This window comes from Actinoplanes campanulatus, from assembly GCF_014647795.1.
Classification (GTDB): Bacteria; Actinomycetota; Actinomycetes; order Mycobacteriales; family Micromonosporaceae; genus Actinoplanes; species Actinoplanes campanulatus.
Genome location: NZ_BMPW01000050.1, coordinates 1 through 16,227 on the forward strand (window position 1 = coordinate 1; position 16,227 = coordinate 16,227).

Sequence of the window (16,227 nt, forward strand, 5' to 3'; positions counted from 1 at the left end):
TCACCGCACCCCTGAAAACCAGCTAACCAACTCTCCATCAAACCCGGGGCTTGACACAGGCGCCGCTGCCGTTCGTCCAGGTGAGGCAGCATCGCCGCGAACTTCACCTCGAGAACCGCCATGATGGACTCTGTCATCACCACAAAATGGCAACACCGCACGACAAGTCACACCAAGTCGAGTCATTCAGTAGTTGATTGACGGCTCCTGAACCGCTTCCAGTTCGTCGCCGACCACCGAGAACGCTACGGCGTGAAGCGGTTGTGCCAGATCCTCGGCGTGGCGCGCTCGAGCTTCTACTACTGGCAGGCCACCGCACCGGCCAGAGCGGCCCGGCAGGCCGCCGACACCATGCTGGCCGCCCGAATCCGGGCCATCCACACCGCCGACACCACCTACGGCGCCCCGCGGATCACTGCTGAACTGCGCGACAACGGGACACCGGTCAACCACAAACGCGTCGCCCGGGTGATGCGCGGCATCGGCCTGCAAGGACTACGGCTACGCCGCCACCGCACCACGATCCCGGACCAGGCTGCGGCCAAGGCCCCGGACCTGATCCGCCGCGACTTCACCGCACCCGCACCCAATCAGCGCTACGTCGGCGACATCACCTACCTGCCGGTCGGTGAGCGCGGATTCCTCTACCTGGCCACCGTCATCGACCTGCACTCCCGGCGCCTCGCCGGCTGGGCGATCGCCGACCACATGCGCACCGAACTGGTCATCGACGCCCTCAACGCCGCTCAGCGGACCCGCGGCAGCCTGGCCGGGGCGATCTTCCATTCTGATCACGGAGCCCAGTACACATCGAAGGACTTCGCCGCCGCCTGCAAGACAGTCGGGGTCGGGCAATCGATGACCAAGGTCGGCAGCTCCGCCGACAATGCCCTGGCCGATTCGTTCAACGCCAGCTTCAAACGCGAAACCCTGCAAGGCCGCCGCGCGTTCACCGACGAACGCGACGCTCGGCTGACCTCGTTCCGCTGGCTGCACCGCTACAACACCGTCCGCCGCCACTCCCGGCTCGGACAGCAGTCACCGATCACCTACGAGCGGATCCACGCAACATCAACTACGATCGTCCAAGCCGCATAAACCCCGTGTCCAAGTTCCGGGGGTAAGGCCCAAATCCCAGATCCAGGCCCTCGACTGCACCGCACCGATCCTGCCGATGATGCCCGGCACCCCGCAGCGGGCCACCCACGACTACGTCCGGGCCGGCACCTCCAGCCTCTACGCCGCCCTCTACCTGACCACCGGCAAAGTCATCGGCTCTCTGCACGCCCGCACCCGCGCGATCGAGTTCAAGAAGTTCCTGACCACCCTCGACCAGCAGGTCCCCGCCGCCCTGGACGTCCACGTCGTGCTGGACAACGCCTCGACCCACAAGACCCCGGCGATCAAGCGCTGGCTGGCCGCCCACCCTCGCTTCGTCCTGCACTTCACGCCGACCAGCAGTTCCTGGCTCAACCTCGTCGAGCGCTGGTTCGCCGAGCTGACCACCAAGAAACTGCAACGCGGCACCCACCGCAGCGTCCGCGAACTCAACACCGACATCAGGCAATGGATCCAGACCTGGAACGACGACCCCAAGCCCTACGTCTGGACCAAGACCGCCGACCAGATCCTCGACTCCATCGCCCGCTACTGCAGCCGAATCAACGACTCACGGCACTAGGCAGGCGCACCTTCCGGATCGGGACCTTGAATCGTCATAACGGACATGGTGTACGTCCCGCCGCTTTGACCACGAGGGAGCGTGATCGCCGCGACGTACGCCCGGCACCGATCGGGTGAATCAAGGACGGAAGACGACGTCTCGTGCAGCGGATCGGGTCCCCACAGCACTTCTTCCTCCGACAGTCATCCGCGGAAGGGGAGAGTGGTGCCGACAACGAGCGAGGATCCGGCGGATGATGCCGTCCCGGACAGCGCCGCGCCGCAATCCGGCTACGAGGACTTCTTCCGCGAGAACAAGAACCGGGTCTTCGACCACGGTCGCCGGATCGCGAACAGTCCACAGCAGGGCGAGGACGCAGCCCAAGAGGCCCTGATCAAGGCGCACGAGTGCTGGCAGCGTGTTTCGGTGATGGAGGATCCTACGGGCTGGGTCATGCGGGTGACTGAGAACAAGCTCTTCCATATGCGCCGCAATGGACAACGGCTGCCTACCGTGCCGCTGACTATCGATCAACAGGTGGTCTCGGATCATTCGGCGGAGGTAGCGGCGAGCCTCGACTTTGAGGAGGCCATCGCCAGACTTCCCCCTCAACAGCGACGAATCATCGACCTCTCCTGGAAGTCGGACATGGGAGCCGCCGCGATCGCGGCGCGGTTGAACATAAAGGAGTCCACCGTCCGCTCCAACCTTGCCCGGGCTCGTGCCCAGCTCGAGGCGTTGCGAACGGACGACGCGCGATGATCGACGACGACCTCAGCGTCCGGCGCTGGATGAAGCTGGTGGAGACTAGACATCGGCGCCGCCCGCCACGCACCGAGATGTCCCCGTTCGACCACGCTGAGCTGGCGCTGGAGAACGGACGCAAGGCGGAACACGCCGGACGACTCGACGAGGCGCTACAAAACCTAAGGGTGGCCGCCCGAGAAGGAGTCGGCGACTCGCTGTTGCTGCTCTCCGGGCTACTGGTCCGCACCAAGCGGTACGCCGAGGCGCTGGATTGGGCACTGCTCGCCGAGGCCGAGGGATTCTGTGAGGCTGTCGACCTGGTGGCACGGTGCCGGACCGCGCTAGGCGTTTCGTTCCCTGAGCGGCCGACAGAATCGTCACCGGCCGATCAGGCGCCCATCGCGCCGCCCGCGATCACGGTCACGCAGAGGCAGGAGCTACCTGCGGCTCCAGGGCGCGGCATCGGTTCGACTGCCAGCGCGGACCTCGGACTGACTCGCCGGCTCAAGGCACTCGCGTGCACGGTCCCACTGCACGAACTGGACCACCACAAAGCCAAACTTGAGCGCATCGACGCCGCGGTCTACCAGATGGCCGAGATCGCGATGCACATCATCGACCAGGTCACCATTGCCATGGATTTCGACACCGGGGTGGTGCACGAGGTCGTCGAGGATCGGGTCACGCCGTTCGTGGCGTCGCAGGCCCCGGACCGGGGAGCCCCCGAGCACCGGCGGGTGGCCCGATGGGTCCTGGAGAAACTGATCAACGTAGGCCCGGGCGGCCGGGTGTTCCGGCATGTCTACGGCGAGATCGACGCCGACGGCACCTATCAGCGTCATACCTTCGACTTCAAGCTGATCCGCGAGGTGGCCGGCGTCAAAGGCGAGATTTACCTACGGGCCACCGACGAGGCGATCAACGTGCTCGTCGGCGCGCTCGACACCGATGTCGAATCCGCTCAGGTGGCGGCCGAGGTGAAGCTCGACAATCTGATCAACCGGGGTCAACTGGAGGACGCCAGGATCGCTGCGGAGCAGGCCCGCTACCGAACGGTGCAGTACGGGGAGATGCTGCGACACAAGCTCGACGCTACCCGCCGCAACGTGCGGGTGGTGGACTGGGAGCACGAACTGCCGGAGATGCTCGACCGGGCGCTGGCCCACGTCGAGGGCCGCTGCAAGGTTGAGCACGCGATCCTCCGTAACATCACCGAGGCGCGTGACGGGTCGGAGGACCCGGGCCACAAACTCCGGGCGGCGGAGCTCGTCGACATTGTCACGGACTGCATTCGGAGGCACACCCAACTCCAGAGCCGCCTGCAGTCAGCGCGGAGCGTGTTCCGTGAGGAGCAGGACCGTCAGCAGTTCTCCGGCCCGCCCCAACGAGCGGCGTTGGACCTGCACGGACAGCTCCTCAGACCGCTGCTCGAACTCCCTGTCTCCGAGGCGGTGGCCCCGCTGGATACGTTCTTCCGTCTCGCGTCCGGCGTGTGTCCGCCGGATGTCATGGCCCTCCCGGCGCTGGTGTCGATGCTGCTGCGTCCGGTGGCGGACCGTTCCGCCACGGCTGGCCCCGTGATTGTTCCCGAGGTGGACCCGGTCCCTGACCATCGTAGATTCACCGACGAACACCGGCGACGGGCAGCCGCCTTGCTGGATCTCGGCGAGGAAATCTGTGACCTCGGATCGTTGCTGCGAGAAGCCGCGGACTTCGACGACGACCTACCGGTGCTGGTGGCACTACGTGCCGCGCACGCGTACAGCCCGGGGATCGGTGCGGCAGTGGTGCACGGCCACGACCGGGTTCTGCTCGCTGTCCCGGCCGGTTGGCCGATCGATCCGACGTTTCCCGGCGTGACCGGTGACGACCTGCTACTGACCACCGCCAAGGTGGTGGACGCTGCGGCGGACCAGCCCGGCACGGTGCTGAAGGAGTCTGCGTGAGTCGGCCCGACGTCAGTGACACCGAGCAAGCCGCCCGGCTGGTCGGTTTGGGACTTCGTGGCAGGCAGGCCCCGGACCGCGACCTCGTCTACCGCGATCTGGTGCTGCGTTACCAGCAGGACGAGGTCTTCGCCGCGTCGGTGAGCGCCATCGCGGACGGGCTGGGTCTGACTGTGCTTGACGTCACCAGGCGAAGCGGCATCGTGCTGGCGGCGCAGGCCGGCTCAGCATTCGAGATCAGGATCGATGAGTACGCGCGCCAGGCCAAGCACCGGGAGAGGCCTGACACCGAGAAGCTGCTTCACGGCATCGCGCACCTCGCGGTCGCGGCCCTCAGCTTTCCCCGGCCGGATGACCTGGCAAACGATCAGTACGTCGGCCGCGTCTCGGTCGAGTCGGTGGACCTGGTGGTCCGGGAGACATGCCGACTACTGGAGGAACGCGCCAATCGGGACAGCGTCAACGCTGACCCGTCGGCGGAGGAACCGGAGCTGGAGCGTGCGTGGCGCGCCTACCAGCGGCGCCACGAAGTCGCGTCGACCAAGGACAACCGACGAAATAGCGACAGCACCCGCGGGATGGTCAGCCGGGCCCTTCGCTGGCTCGTCGAGCGCGGACTCCTGCAAGCCATGGGCGAGGAAGGCGACGAGGCGTTCCGTACCACCAGCCGTTACCAGATCCACGTTCGCCAGCTAGCGTCGCAGGCCGCGTTCCGCGAACTACTCGATCTCGGTGTGGTGCCCCCATCGACCGGCGGTGGCCTGGACATTGCCACGGACCCGCAGATCTGAACAGAGGAAGCGATGTACGAGCTCTCCAAGGTAAGGCTGTACTCCGTCGGCCCTTCCGGTGCACGTTATGAAGACGTCATCATCGATCTGTCGGGCGCGGGAGACCCCGTACCGGATCAGCAGTTGCAGCTCGGCCGTCCCGAGCTGCGGCGGCCGTCACCAGCCTCGATTCTCTTCCTCGAGAACGGCGGCGGGAAGTCGGTGCTGATCAAGTTGATCTTCTCGGTGATGCTGCCGGGACGACGTCACGTGGTTGGCACCTCCAACACGAAGGTGCTCGAGAACTTCGTGGGCCGCCACGACGTCGCACACGTGGTACTGGAGTGGATGCATACCCGGACCGGCCGGCTTCTTCTCACCGGCAAGGTGTCCGATTGGCGCGGGCGTAGTCCCCAGTCCGGCGAGGAGAACCTCGTCGACCTGTGGTACAGCCTTCGGCCCAACGATCTAGTCAACATCGCGACGCTTCCATTCGCCGATGACGGTCACAATCTTGTTGCTTCCGACTTCCGGTCCCGCCTCGACGACCTCGCTGATGAGGATCCCGTCCTTGATCTCGAGTGGGCTGACAAACACGCGAGGTGGTCGGCGTGGCTCGTCAAGCTTGGACTGGATTCGGAGCTGTTCCGATTCCAGCGTGCGATGAACGCCGGAGAGGGCGAGGCTGCCGATGCATTCACCTTCGCCACCGACGAGGCTTTCGTCGATTTTCTGCTCAAGTCCGTACTCCCAGCCGATGAGCTGGGCGATCTCGCCGAGTCGATCGCCGTGCACGCGAGGACGCTGGCCACCCGTGCCGACCTGGAGTTGGAAAGCACATTCGTTACAGATGCCATCGCACATCTGGAACCACTCGACCAGCAACGGTCCGTCACCGAGCAGGCCGTCGGCGAGGCCGCCGGAGCAGTGTCCGACCTCGACGGACTGGTAGCGCGGCTGGTCGCTCGGGTGGATCACGAGAACGGGCTGCTCGAGCATCGTGAGAAGCACATCGAGGAAGTAGCCGAGGGGGTCGCGGCGGCTGAAAGCGCGCGGAACCGTGCCGTCGGCATCCATGCCGCGCTGGACCATCACACCGCGCGACTCCGGCGTGATGCGGCACACGCTGAGCAGCAAGCCGCAGCCGATGCGAAAGGCAAGGCCGAGCATGTCGTCCACAGTTGGGCGGCCACGCCGGCACTCCTGGATCTGGAGAAGTCGAGCGGGCTGGCCGCTGCTCTGCGGGAGGTGGTGGGGCAACGGCAGGATGCGGCCCGTGTTGCATTGTCCGCACGCGACGCACGGTCACGCGAACTGGCCCGCGCCCTCCTGAGTACCGCTGATCGGGCCGACACCGAGGCCAGCCAGGAAGAGTCCGAACTCGCCGAGGTACGACGTACGACCGAGGATGCAGAGCAAACCTGGCAGGCCGCAGTTCAGGAGACCGCCCAGGCCAATGTCTTGGCGGCACACCTGCAGGAACGTATCGCAGGCGTAGATGCCGAGGTGGCGCAAGCGGTACGGGCCAGCCTGATCACCTCACCGGCGACTCTCGCTGAGGACTCGGCGTCCCTGGCCGAGAGCGTCCGGGCTGACATGGCAGCGATCACCGAGACGGAACTGCTCCTGGAGACACGCCGGGCAGAGGTGGACGAGGCCAAGGCAGGGCTGGCGCAGGCACGCGAAGCCCGAATCGCCGCCCAGAGCCATTACGCCGGCGCACAAGCTGAGCTCCGACGGGCAGAGGACGCCACCGAGGTTCTTGCCCGGGAGCCACGCCTGGTGGAACTGCTCGATACTGCCGACGTCCTGCTGGAGTATGACGCTGACACATTGCTCGACCAGCTCGCACACGCACAATCGGACATCGACGCTCAGCGCACCGAGATGAAGGTGGGGAACGCCGCCGACGAACCTGCCCTGCTTGTGTGGCAGGCCGATCCGGAAGCCCTGCTATCGCCCCATCAGGAGGTCATCCGGATCCGTGACCTGCTGGATTCGGAGGGAATCGCCTGCGGAACCGGGTGGGACTACCTAGCCGACCGCACCGACGAGACGATCCGTGCCGATCTCGTCCGCCGCCTGCCACACCTGGCAGGCGGCGTGCTGGTCAACAAGCCCGAGCACCTGGCCCGCGCCCGGGAGATCATCGATACGTGCGACTCGCACCCGACCGGCACCGTATTCGTAGCCACGACCCGCTCGTTCGATGTCGTGGTGGACGCACAGATTGATCTCGCCATTCCGGCAACGGCCGGGTTCGTTGCCCCGCCCAACGCGGGACTGTTCGACCACACAGCGGCGCAAGCCGAGTACGCGAGGATCGCCGAGAGATACGCGATCCGCAAGGCGCGGTTGGCTGAGCTCGATGCCCTATACAGCGTGGACCGGGCGCTCGCTGCCAGGCTGGCGGAGTGGCGCCGCATGTTCCCTCCCGGTACCCTCGGCGGCCTCGCTGAATCGGTTGCCACCGCGGAGGCCGCCGTGCAAAAGGCGGCCGCTGACGTGGACGACCATGAGCGGGCGCTCGAGCACGCCATCGTGGCACGCGACGGCGTCCAGAGCGCGCTATCCAGCAAGTGCCGGGCGCTCAACACGCTCAAGGAACGATCCCGTCAGCTCGCCGAACTGGCCAGCCGCGGACGGGAAGCGGAAGGCTGGCGGCGGGATGCCGTACAGGCCAGGGACCAGGCGGTGGCCAGCGAGCAACGGGCGGCCCGATTGCTCGGCATGGTGAATCTACTTCGTCGGGACATTGAAGACCGGCAGAGGCGAGCCGACGGCCAACGGGCGCTGGCGGAGAGAATCCGCGAGGAGGCCCGAGACCTTCCCACCGGAACCACGGTTGACTCCAGGGACCCGATACCGGCAGAACCCGTCGCGGTGCTAAGGGCGGTCCTCGGCCAGGCGCAGCGGGTCTACGAGAAGGCGGAAGTCGGCGACGACCAACTCAAAGAACTGACACAGGCCGAGAACAGGGCGAAGGACGCACTCCAGCTATGGGAGAAGACGCCCGCCGAGGTCCGCGATACCGCTCGCGTGCTGCTTGCCTCGACGAACGGCGCGGATGGCGCCGCACGTGCGGCCGCGATCGGTCACGCCGACAACGCGCTGCGAGCCGCAGCCCACAGGCACACCCGAGCCGCCGAGGAGACCACCAGGCTCGACGAACGTCTCCGGCAACTCCCGAGACCGGCCGTTGCGCTGAGCCAGCCGGACCAGCCGCGCGACGTCGCGCACGGCGAGCAGTTGACCGCCGCCGCCGTGACAGCCGCCGCTGACGCCAAGGCGGAGCACGAGGAGCGGATCGCTCAGCTCGCCGTGGCCCGGAAGGACGCGGAACGAGCCAGGGCCACCGTCGAGTCCTTCAAGACCATCATTGACATGCACCGGGCCGCACGTGATGACCAGTTCCCGGCCGAGGCCACCGGTGTCGAGCCGTTCCCCGGAGATGCCGGCTTGGCCGGCGATCAGTACCGCGACCACCAGCGTGCCGCGGTCAAGAAGCAGAAGGCAGCCGCGGAAGCCCAGCGTGGCCTAGACGCGCTCGCGGAACGGCTGCGCCAATTTGCCGCGGAGACACGGTTCGCGCGCCTCACCGTCCCGATCCGTACGTTGATCAGCGAGGTGGCCATCTCAGCGTTGGCCGGGTACGCCGCGGAGTGGGTTCGGCAACTGCGACCACGCCTGCGGTCACTCTCCGATGACCTGGCACAGGTCGACCGGCACCGGACGATCATCCTCGAACGGCTCACTGCCATCGTGGACAGCGCCTTGCGCAAGCTACGGGCAGCGCAACGCCTGTCGAAACTGCCCGAAGGACTGGGGGAGTGGACGGGACTGGAGTTCCTGCATATCGGTGGCACCCCCGTCGAGGGCGAGTTGCTCGCGCACCAGTTGGGTGGGGTACTCGACGATGCTGTCGAGCGCTACATCGCAACTGAGAAACGCGACGGTCTCGGCGTGGTGCAGCGGGCGGTCCGGGCCGCCGTGCCCAAGGGCTTCAAAGTAACGATGCTCAAACCGGATGCGGTGCTACGTGCCGAGCGGGTCCGGATCTCCGCTGTGCGGGACGTGTTCTCCGGCGGACAACATCTCACGGCCGCGATCATTCTCTACTGCACCCTCGCCGCCCTGCGCGCGAACGACCTGGGGAAGACCCGTCGTCACCATTCCGGCGTGCTGTTCCTGGACAACCCCATCGGCCGGGCATCCGCGACCTATCTGCTCGACCTGCAACGCGGGGTGGCCGCCGCCCTGGGCGTCCAACTCATCTACACCACAGGTCTCTATGAGGAGGAAGCTCTCGCCGGATTCCCACTCATCGTCCGCCTGCGAAACGACGCGGACCTCCGCGCCGGGCGCAAGTACCTCTCGGTGGATGAGCGGATCATGCCGTATCTGGAAGGGCTCGCATCACCCGACGACACCGGCGTTGTCACTCCCACACGAATCCTCATCCCGGAGCGACGCCGTGGCGACACGTATTGAGCGGCTTGCGGAGGCCCTCTATCAGAAACTCACAGAATGGGCGACAGCGCGACGATGGACCGGCACCACCCGCAAGAACGTGCCCATCGACGAGGTGCGCCGCTGCTTCCACATCATCTATCAGCGCAGGAGCAGCGATGGCACCGCAACCGAGATGCTCCGGGACAGCCTATCCGTGCTGACGGCGCGAGCCTTGATCGTGCCGGCCCGTGCCACCGACGCCGAGCGAATCCCCCTACCCACGAAAATTAGAATCGTGCCCGTCACGGCGAGATCACCGAAAGCCATGCCGCGGATGCCCCGCTGGCACCCACTGTTGTACAGCCTCGAGGACGCCTGGCCTACTGCCACAGACAAGCAGCGCGTCCGCTATCAAGCGATCAACACGTGGTTGTTGAGTAACCCCGACACCACCGTGGTTCCGCTACGAGAACGTACACTGGAGATCTTCAGCGCCGCCGGCGACGAGGAGGCATTTCCGTTCCCGGAGAAAGCACTGGACGATATGCGCGAAGGTCCCCTTTTTGGAGACCAGGCGCGGCTCCTGAACCTGCTGCATGCCGTGGCTACTCCACCTCCGTTGCTGAGCAGACGTGTACTCGAGGAGGTGGCAGAGAACCAATGGACCTGTGTCGGGAAAGGTGACCTTCTGCTAGTGGTGGAGAACAGTGCCACCTGGTGGTCACTCGTTCGATCTCTACCAGAGACCCACAACGTGGGACATATCGCGTGGGGTCTGGGAGCGAGCTTCATGGCATCAGTGCGGTCCATCGTGGACCATAACGAGATCCGTCGAATCCGCTACTTCGGCGACCTGGACCTCTCCGGCCTCCGCATTCCCAGCATTGCCCAGCGGGCGGCCTGCACGGCAGATCTGCCGCAGGTGCTCCCCGCGGCCGGTCTCTACACGGAGCTGTTCGCGACGGGCCGTAGTTGGCAAGCGCGCGACCCGGCCGCGGATGAAGACCAGGCACAGGCGCTCGCCGCATGGCTTCCCGAGGAACACCGCGATGCCGCCGCCGAGCTGCTGATGCAAGGTCGCCGAATGGCTCAAGAGTGGGTTGGATACCGCCACCTTTCCAATACCCGGAAGTGGCACGCGGACCTCCTCTAAATCACCCGGTCTCGACGCGGCAGCATGATCAGGGGCAGCCGGAGTTAGGGAGTAGCCGACCTTGTCGGAGCGGATTGCAGCCGCGAGGCGAGGCTCGCCCTTGCGGCGCCAAACGGCAGCGAACTGGACGGCGGCGCCGAGTTTGTAGTTGTTATTTTTGTCTGAGGGATCCAGGGCCGCCCGAATATGATCAGGGGTGTGAAACCGGGGATTGTTAATTCGCGTTACAGGCCCCGTACCAGTTCCTGAATATGTCCGTATTGGCAACGGTTCTCTGTCGAGCTCCAAGATCGGCTCATGCAGGTGGCGTTGGCCGGGCGCGTCCGTATCAATTTGCTGGGAGAACCTGCATGGTGCGTTCTTGCATATTGATCTCTAGAGTCCCGCCGTTCTGTGCTGTGAGGGTTCGCCAACAGCGGTATCCGGTCAGGATGGCCTGCTCCCAGTCGGCAGGTCTGCAGGTGCTTACCTCAAGGTGCGCAGTCATGGTCATGATGGTCTGCAGGAGTTCGTTGTCGACGTGCTGGAGGCGGTCGAAGAAGCCGTGCCGGGAGGCGTAGGAGAATACGAGAGCGGAGACGCCCTCCTCGATGGCGACGGCGCGGCCGCCGTCTTCTGCCTCGTCGATTGCTGGGTTGCTCTTGCGCTTGACCTTGAGTAGTGCCCGCATGACGGGTGACCAGCCGAGGACGGCGACGTAGGCGAGGTGGAAGGCGTCGTGGTATCGGTAGTCGTCATCGATGGTGGAGGCGTCGGTGAGGGGGTCGCCGACTGGTTTCCCGTCGTGGCTCAGCACGACTACGGTTCGCCCGTCGGACTCCCGGGCCGTGGGGGTGAAGGTGAAGGTCGCCCGGCGCGGAAGCTGTTCGGCTGGTGGAAAGTGCTCGTCGAGGAGGGGCTCGGTCGGTTCGGAGGGGCGCCACCGCTGCTTGGCTTTCTCTAGACTGGCGGCGGCGACGTCGTCGAGGTCAAGGCCGAAGCTGTCGGCCAGTGTTGCCGCGTACCAGAGGACGTCGCCGAGTTCTTCTCGGACCTGCTGCTTGCCGATGGGTCGGTCGGCGCCGTCGCGTAGGTGCTTCTTGTATGCGCTGGCAACTGAGCCGGCCTCGCCCAGGAGGCCGAGCAGCGGGACGACGATCGAGTCAAGCTTGGTTCCCGCGCCCTGCAAGGTCTTGACCGCTGCCTTCTGATACCGGCCGAACTCCATTAGCACCCCTGTCGGATGAGTCGACTGCCCGTCTGGATTCCAGACGGCGCTCGTCGTATGATGCCACAAGGGGTCGGATTTTCCGACAGTCAGATGGGGTGAGGACAACGAGCACTGACAGCCCGACGGTGAGCGACGTGATGTCCGCGATCATCGACGCACTCGCCGTCCGCCTGGACGAACCCGCCGGAGACCTCGAAGCGCGGCTCGCTGCTGACGGGCACGAGCTGCCGATCGACTCCGTCTTCATCGCAGAGATCCTGACTGACATCGAGGCGAAGTACCGGATCAAGATCTCGGCGGATGCCGAGGCTGCGCGGTCCGCCCGCTCGGTGCGGGCCTTCGCCGAAACTGTCCACCGGGTCATCACAGAAAGTTTGTAGCTATGGAACAGCAGGACACCCGCACCACCGACCCCGAACTGCGCCGGCTCGGCGAACGCCTGAAGGCCACACGTGAGTACCTCGGCATGTCCCAGCAATACGTGTCGCAGAACACCGGCATCGCACGGAGCGCGGTCAGCGACATCGAACGTGGAATGCGACGGGTCGACAGCCTGGAACTCAAGAAGATCGCCCGGCTGTACAGCCTGCCCACCACCTACTTCCTCGACGAGAACGCCGACGCCGACGTCGGTGAACACGCGCTCGCCGGCCTCCCGCGCGCCCTTGCCGGGCTGACTGACGGTGACGTCGCCGAAGTGCTGGAGTACGCCAAGTACCTGCGGTTCAAGCGCATCGCGGAGAAGAGCACCGGCGATGACGGGGAGTCGTAAAGGGCCATGAACTGGCAGATCGCGAACGCGACCGCAATGCTGCGTGCTCCCCAGGTGCACCGTGACCTGGACATCGACCGGGCAGGCTACGTCGACGTGTTCGCCGCGTTGCGTGTCGCGGGTATCGACTGCATGACCCGTTCCATGCCGAAGCTCTTCGGGTTCTACTTCGGGCCAGATGACGGCGGCCCGGCGATGCTGCTCAACGCGTCACTGGATGAGATCGGTCTGCGGCATACTGCGGCCCATGAGCTCGGACATCACGTCTTTGACCACGGCAGCCGGGCCGACACCGATCTCGACATCGCCGGTCTGCAGCCACAGCGTGTATGGACTGCCGTCGAGAAGCAGGCGGAGAGCTTCGCGGCTTGGTTCCTCATGCCGCCACAGGCGGTGGATGCCGCACTGCGTCGCATCGGGATCGAGCAAGTTCAGCAACCGGAAGAGGCCTATGAGGTTGCCCGCTGGCTTGGAACGTCCTACGCCGGCACGGTACGCCACCTACGCCGCCTGAAGAAGATCGATGCGAGATCCGCATCCTCATGGCCACGCGTCCCGCCACAGCGTCTCCGGGCGCGCCTGCACCCGCCCACGTTGAACAAGCCGACGTCACAGCTGTTCCCGATTCGCCCCTCGGCCGGGAGGGGGGTGCTGCACGTCGCAGCGGGAGACGTTCTTCTGCTACCACCGGGGAGTCGCGTCGCGAACCTGCCTCACGGGTTGATCGCCACGGATCCTGAACCCTGGTCTGCAGAGAGCGCCGCGAGCGGACCGGCGTGGAGGGCCGGTGCAACGGTGGAAGTCACCGACCATTTCCACCAGTCGGCTGCATTCATCGTTGAGGTGCCGGGCCACCCGCCGATCTCGGTCACCGTAGTCGCGCCGGTGCGCCGGCTCGGCACTGCAGAGGCCTGGGGCTCCACCCCTGAGCCCGATCACCCCCAAGCCGCCGACCAGGAGTAAGGAGCTGGCGTGGAAACCTTCAACGTCCAGGCGCCGGACGTCTCCACCGCGTGGATCCGAGCCTGCCGAGCCCTACTGGAGAACCGCTCGCACCGTGCCTTCCATACGGTCGTCCGGATCGTCGACCCGCAGCGCGACGATCCGAGAGTCCGGGCTGAACTCGATCGGATCCTCACGGCCAAAGGCATGCAGCCGGTCAGCACCGTCGCCAACACGATCTTCCCGGCCGCGCTCGCGGCCAAAGCGGCAACGCATGAAGAGCTCGTGGAACGATACAAAGGCCTCTATCCCGCGCTGAAGCGGCTGCACAACGGCAACCGACTGGGAACCTACTTCCAACGGCTGATCGACTTTCCCGGCAAGGACGAGAGCGTGGACCAGCTCGCCGGCATCATCCGCCAGCTGCTCCTACAGGGACGTACCAACCCTAAGTCAGCCTGTTACGAAGCCAACCTCGTCGACCCGGCGACAGACGACGTCGAGCCCTACAGCACCTCCGCGCCCATCCGCGTACCGGGCCGAGACAACGGCATCATGCAGTTCCCGTGCCTGAGTCACTGTTCTTTCCAGCTGGACAACAGAACCCGCCAGCTGCACCTGACTGCCCTGTATCGCAGCCACTACATGGTGGAGAAGGCATACGGCAACTACCTCGGGCTGGGTGACTTGCTGGCCTACGTGGCCCGGCAGAGCGACTTGAAGCCGGGCATGCTGACCGTGATCGCCGGATACGCGCAGCTCGACGGCAATGCCATCGGGATGCTGCGGCCGCTTTTCTTCGAGAGCGTGCCGATGCTGGCGGCCTAGCGACCGCCGATGTCGCGCAGTAAGTCGGCAGTGGTCAGTTCCACGCGGGGGCGCTGCCGTTGATGCCCCACTTCGGTGGGAACCAGGCAGGGACTGCATCGGTGACGGCTTGGAAACGCTGCTTAATCCGGGTCCGGCCGCTGAGCCCCGCGACGTCCGGGTGAGCGACGCGTGCGTATTTGTCGACCTCGCAGAACAAGTTCTGGCAGTCGATAAGTTGTAGCGGCCGGCCGCGAAGGCCGCGGAACCGCAAGCCTAGCCGCTGAAAGTGTTCGTCCTGATGGTCTGCCATGTACCGGATGATGTCGGCTTCGATACCGATCGCTGCTACCCCGAAGCATTTGCGGATGCCGTCACGCGCACCCGGTCCTGGAACGACGAACTCCATCTCGCCGTAGTCGTACGCCGCTGAGTAGTTCAAGTCGATCAGGTACTGGTAGGCCAGAAAGTCGCCGATCGCGGGGTAGCCACGCAGGAGTTCGAAAGCCGTCTGCATCGAGCTGACGTCCCGCATCCGGCGCGGTACGTCCGCGCGCATCAGCATCTCCAGCAACCGCAGGTGATTGCTGTGTTTGCGTTCCTCACCCAGCGACGGTGGCGGAACCACGTATGCCGCCGAGTACAGACGCTGTTTGCGGGCGAACGCCTCACTGAGCACAGTGTTGTACCGGTCGAAGCTGTACGTCGTCCATGCCGGCGTGCCCAGCGCCGCGGTGAGCAACTCCCACGTCGAGATTTTGTTGAAGATCTTGAAAAGCAACGTCCGGAAGAACACCTCGTCGATGCTCTGCTCTTCGCCATAGGACACGTGCGTGATCAGGTACTGACTGACCCGGTCAGCGGCTCGGTAGCAGTTGGTGAACCGGTGCGCGCTCAAGATCGGGTCCTCAGTCCAAGGTCCTGGCAGGCCAGCGATGCGCGCCTCATAGATCGCCTGACGGGCGGCGGCGAATCTCCAGTACGTGTCGAACACCACGGTGGGAGACAGTCGCCTGCCCGCAATGATCACCGGCGGCGGCCGCTCACCGTCCCCGGCCAGCTTTTCTTCCGGAAGGCTGCTGGTGGGCACGTCCTGCCGAGGCTGCGCCGGTGTTGTCGCGGTGATCAATTCTGCCGCCTCCTGTGACGCGATTCGCGTAACGTGTTGCACTATACAGTTATGCAGAGCGAGGCAGCGGACGACCGGCGGTCGCTTTCAGCTGCAATCTTCGGTAACCGCGCCGCGGCAGACGTGATCCGGGCGATCGTTGACCTAACCCAGGCAGGCAATCAAGGCGTGACCACCCGTATGGTGGCCCGGCATGCCGGTCTGGGCGACAGCATCGTGCGCCCGGTGATGCTGCGTCTCCAGTCGGCCGGAACGCTCGCGACCCAGCCCCGCGACCACGGGTCACGGTCTGCGTTGCATTACGAAGTTCAGCCCGGCGATCTGTGGGATGCCTTGCGGCGAGTCACCGAAGCGCTGCCCGGGTAAGCACGCCGCGATACGCCCGCGCTGCGGAGTCGGGCGAGAAGGTGCTGGACGTGGCTACCTGGAGGTCGGGCTAACGGCGTACCGCGAGTTTGCGTTTGATCAGCTCATCGGCGATGAATGCGTGAACCTGCTCGATCGGGGCGTCGGGCACCGCTACGGCGATGTCAGGGTGCTTTCGCATCAAGGACCGGTAGCCCAACGCGATGGCATCAGTTGTTCCGCCCCGGGTTTGATGGAGACATCGAAACCTGGGAGAAGATTCAGCTATGC

The 16,227-nt window shown here is 65.3% G+C and carries 13 protein-coding genes and 2 pseudogenes; 12 read left to right on the forward strand and 3 right to left on the reverse strand.

Features of this window, described 5'->3' with window-relative positions:
• Positions 1 to 204: 204 nt before the first annotated feature.
• From IEZ13_RS45480 to IEZ13_RS45510, 7 genes and pseudogenes are all read left to right on the forward strand, one after another.
• Positions 205 to 1,098 (forward strand): annotated as a pseudogene (locus tag IEZ13_RS45480) (IS3 family transposase); the annotation flags it as partial.
• Positions 1,099 to 1,126: 28 nt separating this feature from the next.
• Positions 1,127 to 1,681, forward strand: a pseudogene (locus IEZ13_RS45485) (IS630 family transposase); the annotation flags it as partial.
• Between the two features lie 207 nt (positions 1,682 to 1,888).
• Entirely contained in the window at positions 1,889 to 2,425 is a 537-nt protein-coding gene (locus IEZ13_RS45490; RefSeq protein ID WP_183228016.1) for an RNA polymerase sigma factor, read from the forward strand.
• Positions 2,422 to 4,356 carry a hypothetical protein gene (locus IEZ13_RS45495; RefSeq protein ID WP_203834205.1) on the forward strand — a complete coding sequence of 645 codons (1,935 nt, stop codon included), beginning with the start codon at positions 2,422 to 2,424 and terminating at the stop codon, positions 4,354 to 4,356. Before IEZ13_RS45490 ends, IEZ13_RS45495 begins: the two co-directional genes overlap by 4 nt.
• On the forward strand, positions 4,353 to 5,147 hold the full coding sequence (locus IEZ13_RS45500) for a hypothetical protein (RefSeq protein ID WP_183228015.1): 795 nt from the start codon (positions 4,353 to 4,355) through the stop codon (positions 5,145 to 5,147). Before IEZ13_RS45495 ends, IEZ13_RS45500 begins: the two co-directional genes overlap by 4 nt.
• 12 nt (positions 5,148 to 5,159) lie before the next feature.
• Complete coding sequence (locus tag IEZ13_RS45505) at positions 5,160 to 9,617, forward strand: coiled-coil domain-containing protein (protein WP_183228014.1); 4,458 nt, start codon at positions 5,160 to 5,162, stop codon at positions 9,615 to 9,617.
• Entirely contained in the window at positions 9,601 to 10,731 is a 1,131-nt protein-coding gene (locus tag IEZ13_RS45510; RefSeq protein WP_203834206.1) for a Wadjet anti-phage system protein JetD domain-containing protein, read from the forward strand. The genes IEZ13_RS45505 and IEZ13_RS45510 overlap by 17 nt, the downstream gene beginning before the upstream one ends.
• Positions 10,732 to 11,059: 328 nt before the next feature.
• Here the strand turns inward: IEZ13_RS45510 and IEZ13_RS45515 are convergent, their stop codons facing one another.
• A complete protein-coding gene (locus tag IEZ13_RS45515; protein ID WP_203834207.1) occupies positions 11,060 to 11,938 on the reverse strand; it encodes a nucleoside triphosphate pyrophosphohydrolase family protein in 879 nt (292 codons plus the stop codon).
• A 128-nt stretch (positions 11,939 to 12,066) separates the two neighbouring features.
• On the opposite strand from IEZ13_RS45515, the gene IEZ13_RS45520 reads away from it, so the two are divergent.
• The 4 genes from IEZ13_RS45520 to IEZ13_RS45535 are packed head-to-tail and all read left to right on the forward strand — an operon-like array spanning position 12,067 to position 14,483.
• Positions 12,067 to 12,321: a hypothetical protein gene (locus IEZ13_RS45520; protein WP_203834208.1), complete on the forward strand. Its 255-nt coding sequence runs from the start codon at positions 12,067 to 12,069 to the stop codon at positions 12,319 to 12,321.
• Positions 12,322 to 12,323: 2 nt separating this feature from the next.
• Positions 12,324 to 12,713, forward strand: coding sequence for a helix-turn-helix domain-containing protein (locus IEZ13_RS45525; RefSeq protein WP_183228012.1), 390 nt, complete (start codon positions 12,324 to 12,326; stop codon positions 12,711 to 12,713).
• A gap of 6 nt (positions 12,714 to 12,719) precedes the next feature.
• The gene (locus IEZ13_RS45530; RefSeq protein WP_183228011.1) at positions 12,720 to 13,676 is read left to right on the forward strand and encodes an ImmA/IrrE family metallo-endopeptidase; all 957 of its coding nucleotides are present in this window, start codon (positions 12,720 to 12,722) and stop codon (positions 13,674 to 13,676) included.
• A 9-nt stretch (positions 13,677 to 13,685) separates the two neighbouring features.
• Positions 13,686 to 14,483 (forward strand): thymidylate synthase family protein, encoded by a 798-nt coding sequence (locus tag IEZ13_RS45535; protein WP_183228010.1) that lies wholly within the window; start codon positions 13,686 to 13,688, stop codon positions 14,481 to 14,483.
• Between the two features lie 34 nt (positions 14,484 to 14,517).
• Here IEZ13_RS45535 and IEZ13_RS45540 read toward each other — a convergent pair whose 3' ends face one another.
• Positions 14,518 to 15,591 carry a nucleotide kinase domain-containing protein gene (locus tag IEZ13_RS45540; protein ID WP_229795797.1) on the reverse strand — a complete coding sequence of 358 codons (1,074 nt, stop codon included), beginning with the start codon at positions 15,589 to 15,591 and terminating at the stop codon, positions 14,518 to 14,520.
• A gap of 51 nt (positions 15,592 to 15,642) precedes the next feature.
• Here IEZ13_RS45540 and IEZ13_RS45545 point away from each other — a divergent pair, with 51 nt between their 5' ends.
• Positions 15,643 to 15,957, forward strand: coding sequence for a hypothetical protein (locus tag IEZ13_RS45545; protein WP_183228009.1), 315 nt, complete (start codon positions 15,643 to 15,645; stop codon positions 15,955 to 15,957).
• Between the two features lie 70 nt (positions 15,958 to 16,027).
• Here the strand turns inward: IEZ13_RS45545 and IEZ13_RS47340 are convergent.
• Positions 16,028 to 16,227, reverse strand: a 200-nt coding sequence (locus tag IEZ13_RS47340; protein WP_229795798.1) for a hypothetical protein, incomplete at its 5' end; no start/stop codon positions are given.

Bases quoted from the DNA above. Each gene is read 5' to 3' on its own strand.
- IEZ13_RS45530 (WP_183228011.1), top strand. From the start codon at position 12,720: ATGAACTGGCAGATCGCGAACGCGACCGCAATGCTGCGTGCTCCCCAG.
- IEZ13_RS45505 (WP_183228014.1), top strand. From the start codon at position 5,160: ATGTACGAGCTCTCCAAGGTAAGGCTGTACTCCGTCGGCCCTTCCGGT.
- IEZ13_RS45545 (WP_183228009.1), top strand. From the start codon at position 15,643: ATGCAGAGCGAGGCAGCGGACGACCGGCGGTCGCTTTCAGCTGCAATC.
- IEZ13_RS45525 (WP_183228012.1), top strand. From the start codon at position 12,324: ATGGAACAGCAGGACACCCGCACCACCGACCCCGAACTGCGCCGGCTC.
- IEZ13_RS45515 (WP_203834207.1), bottom strand. From the start codon at position 11,938: ATGGAGTTCGGCCGGTATCAGAAGGCAGCGGTCAAGACCTTGCAGGGC.
- IEZ13_RS45495 (WP_203834205.1), top strand. From the start codon at position 2,422: ATGATCGACGACGACCTCAGCGTCCGGCGCTGGATGAAGCTGGTGGAG.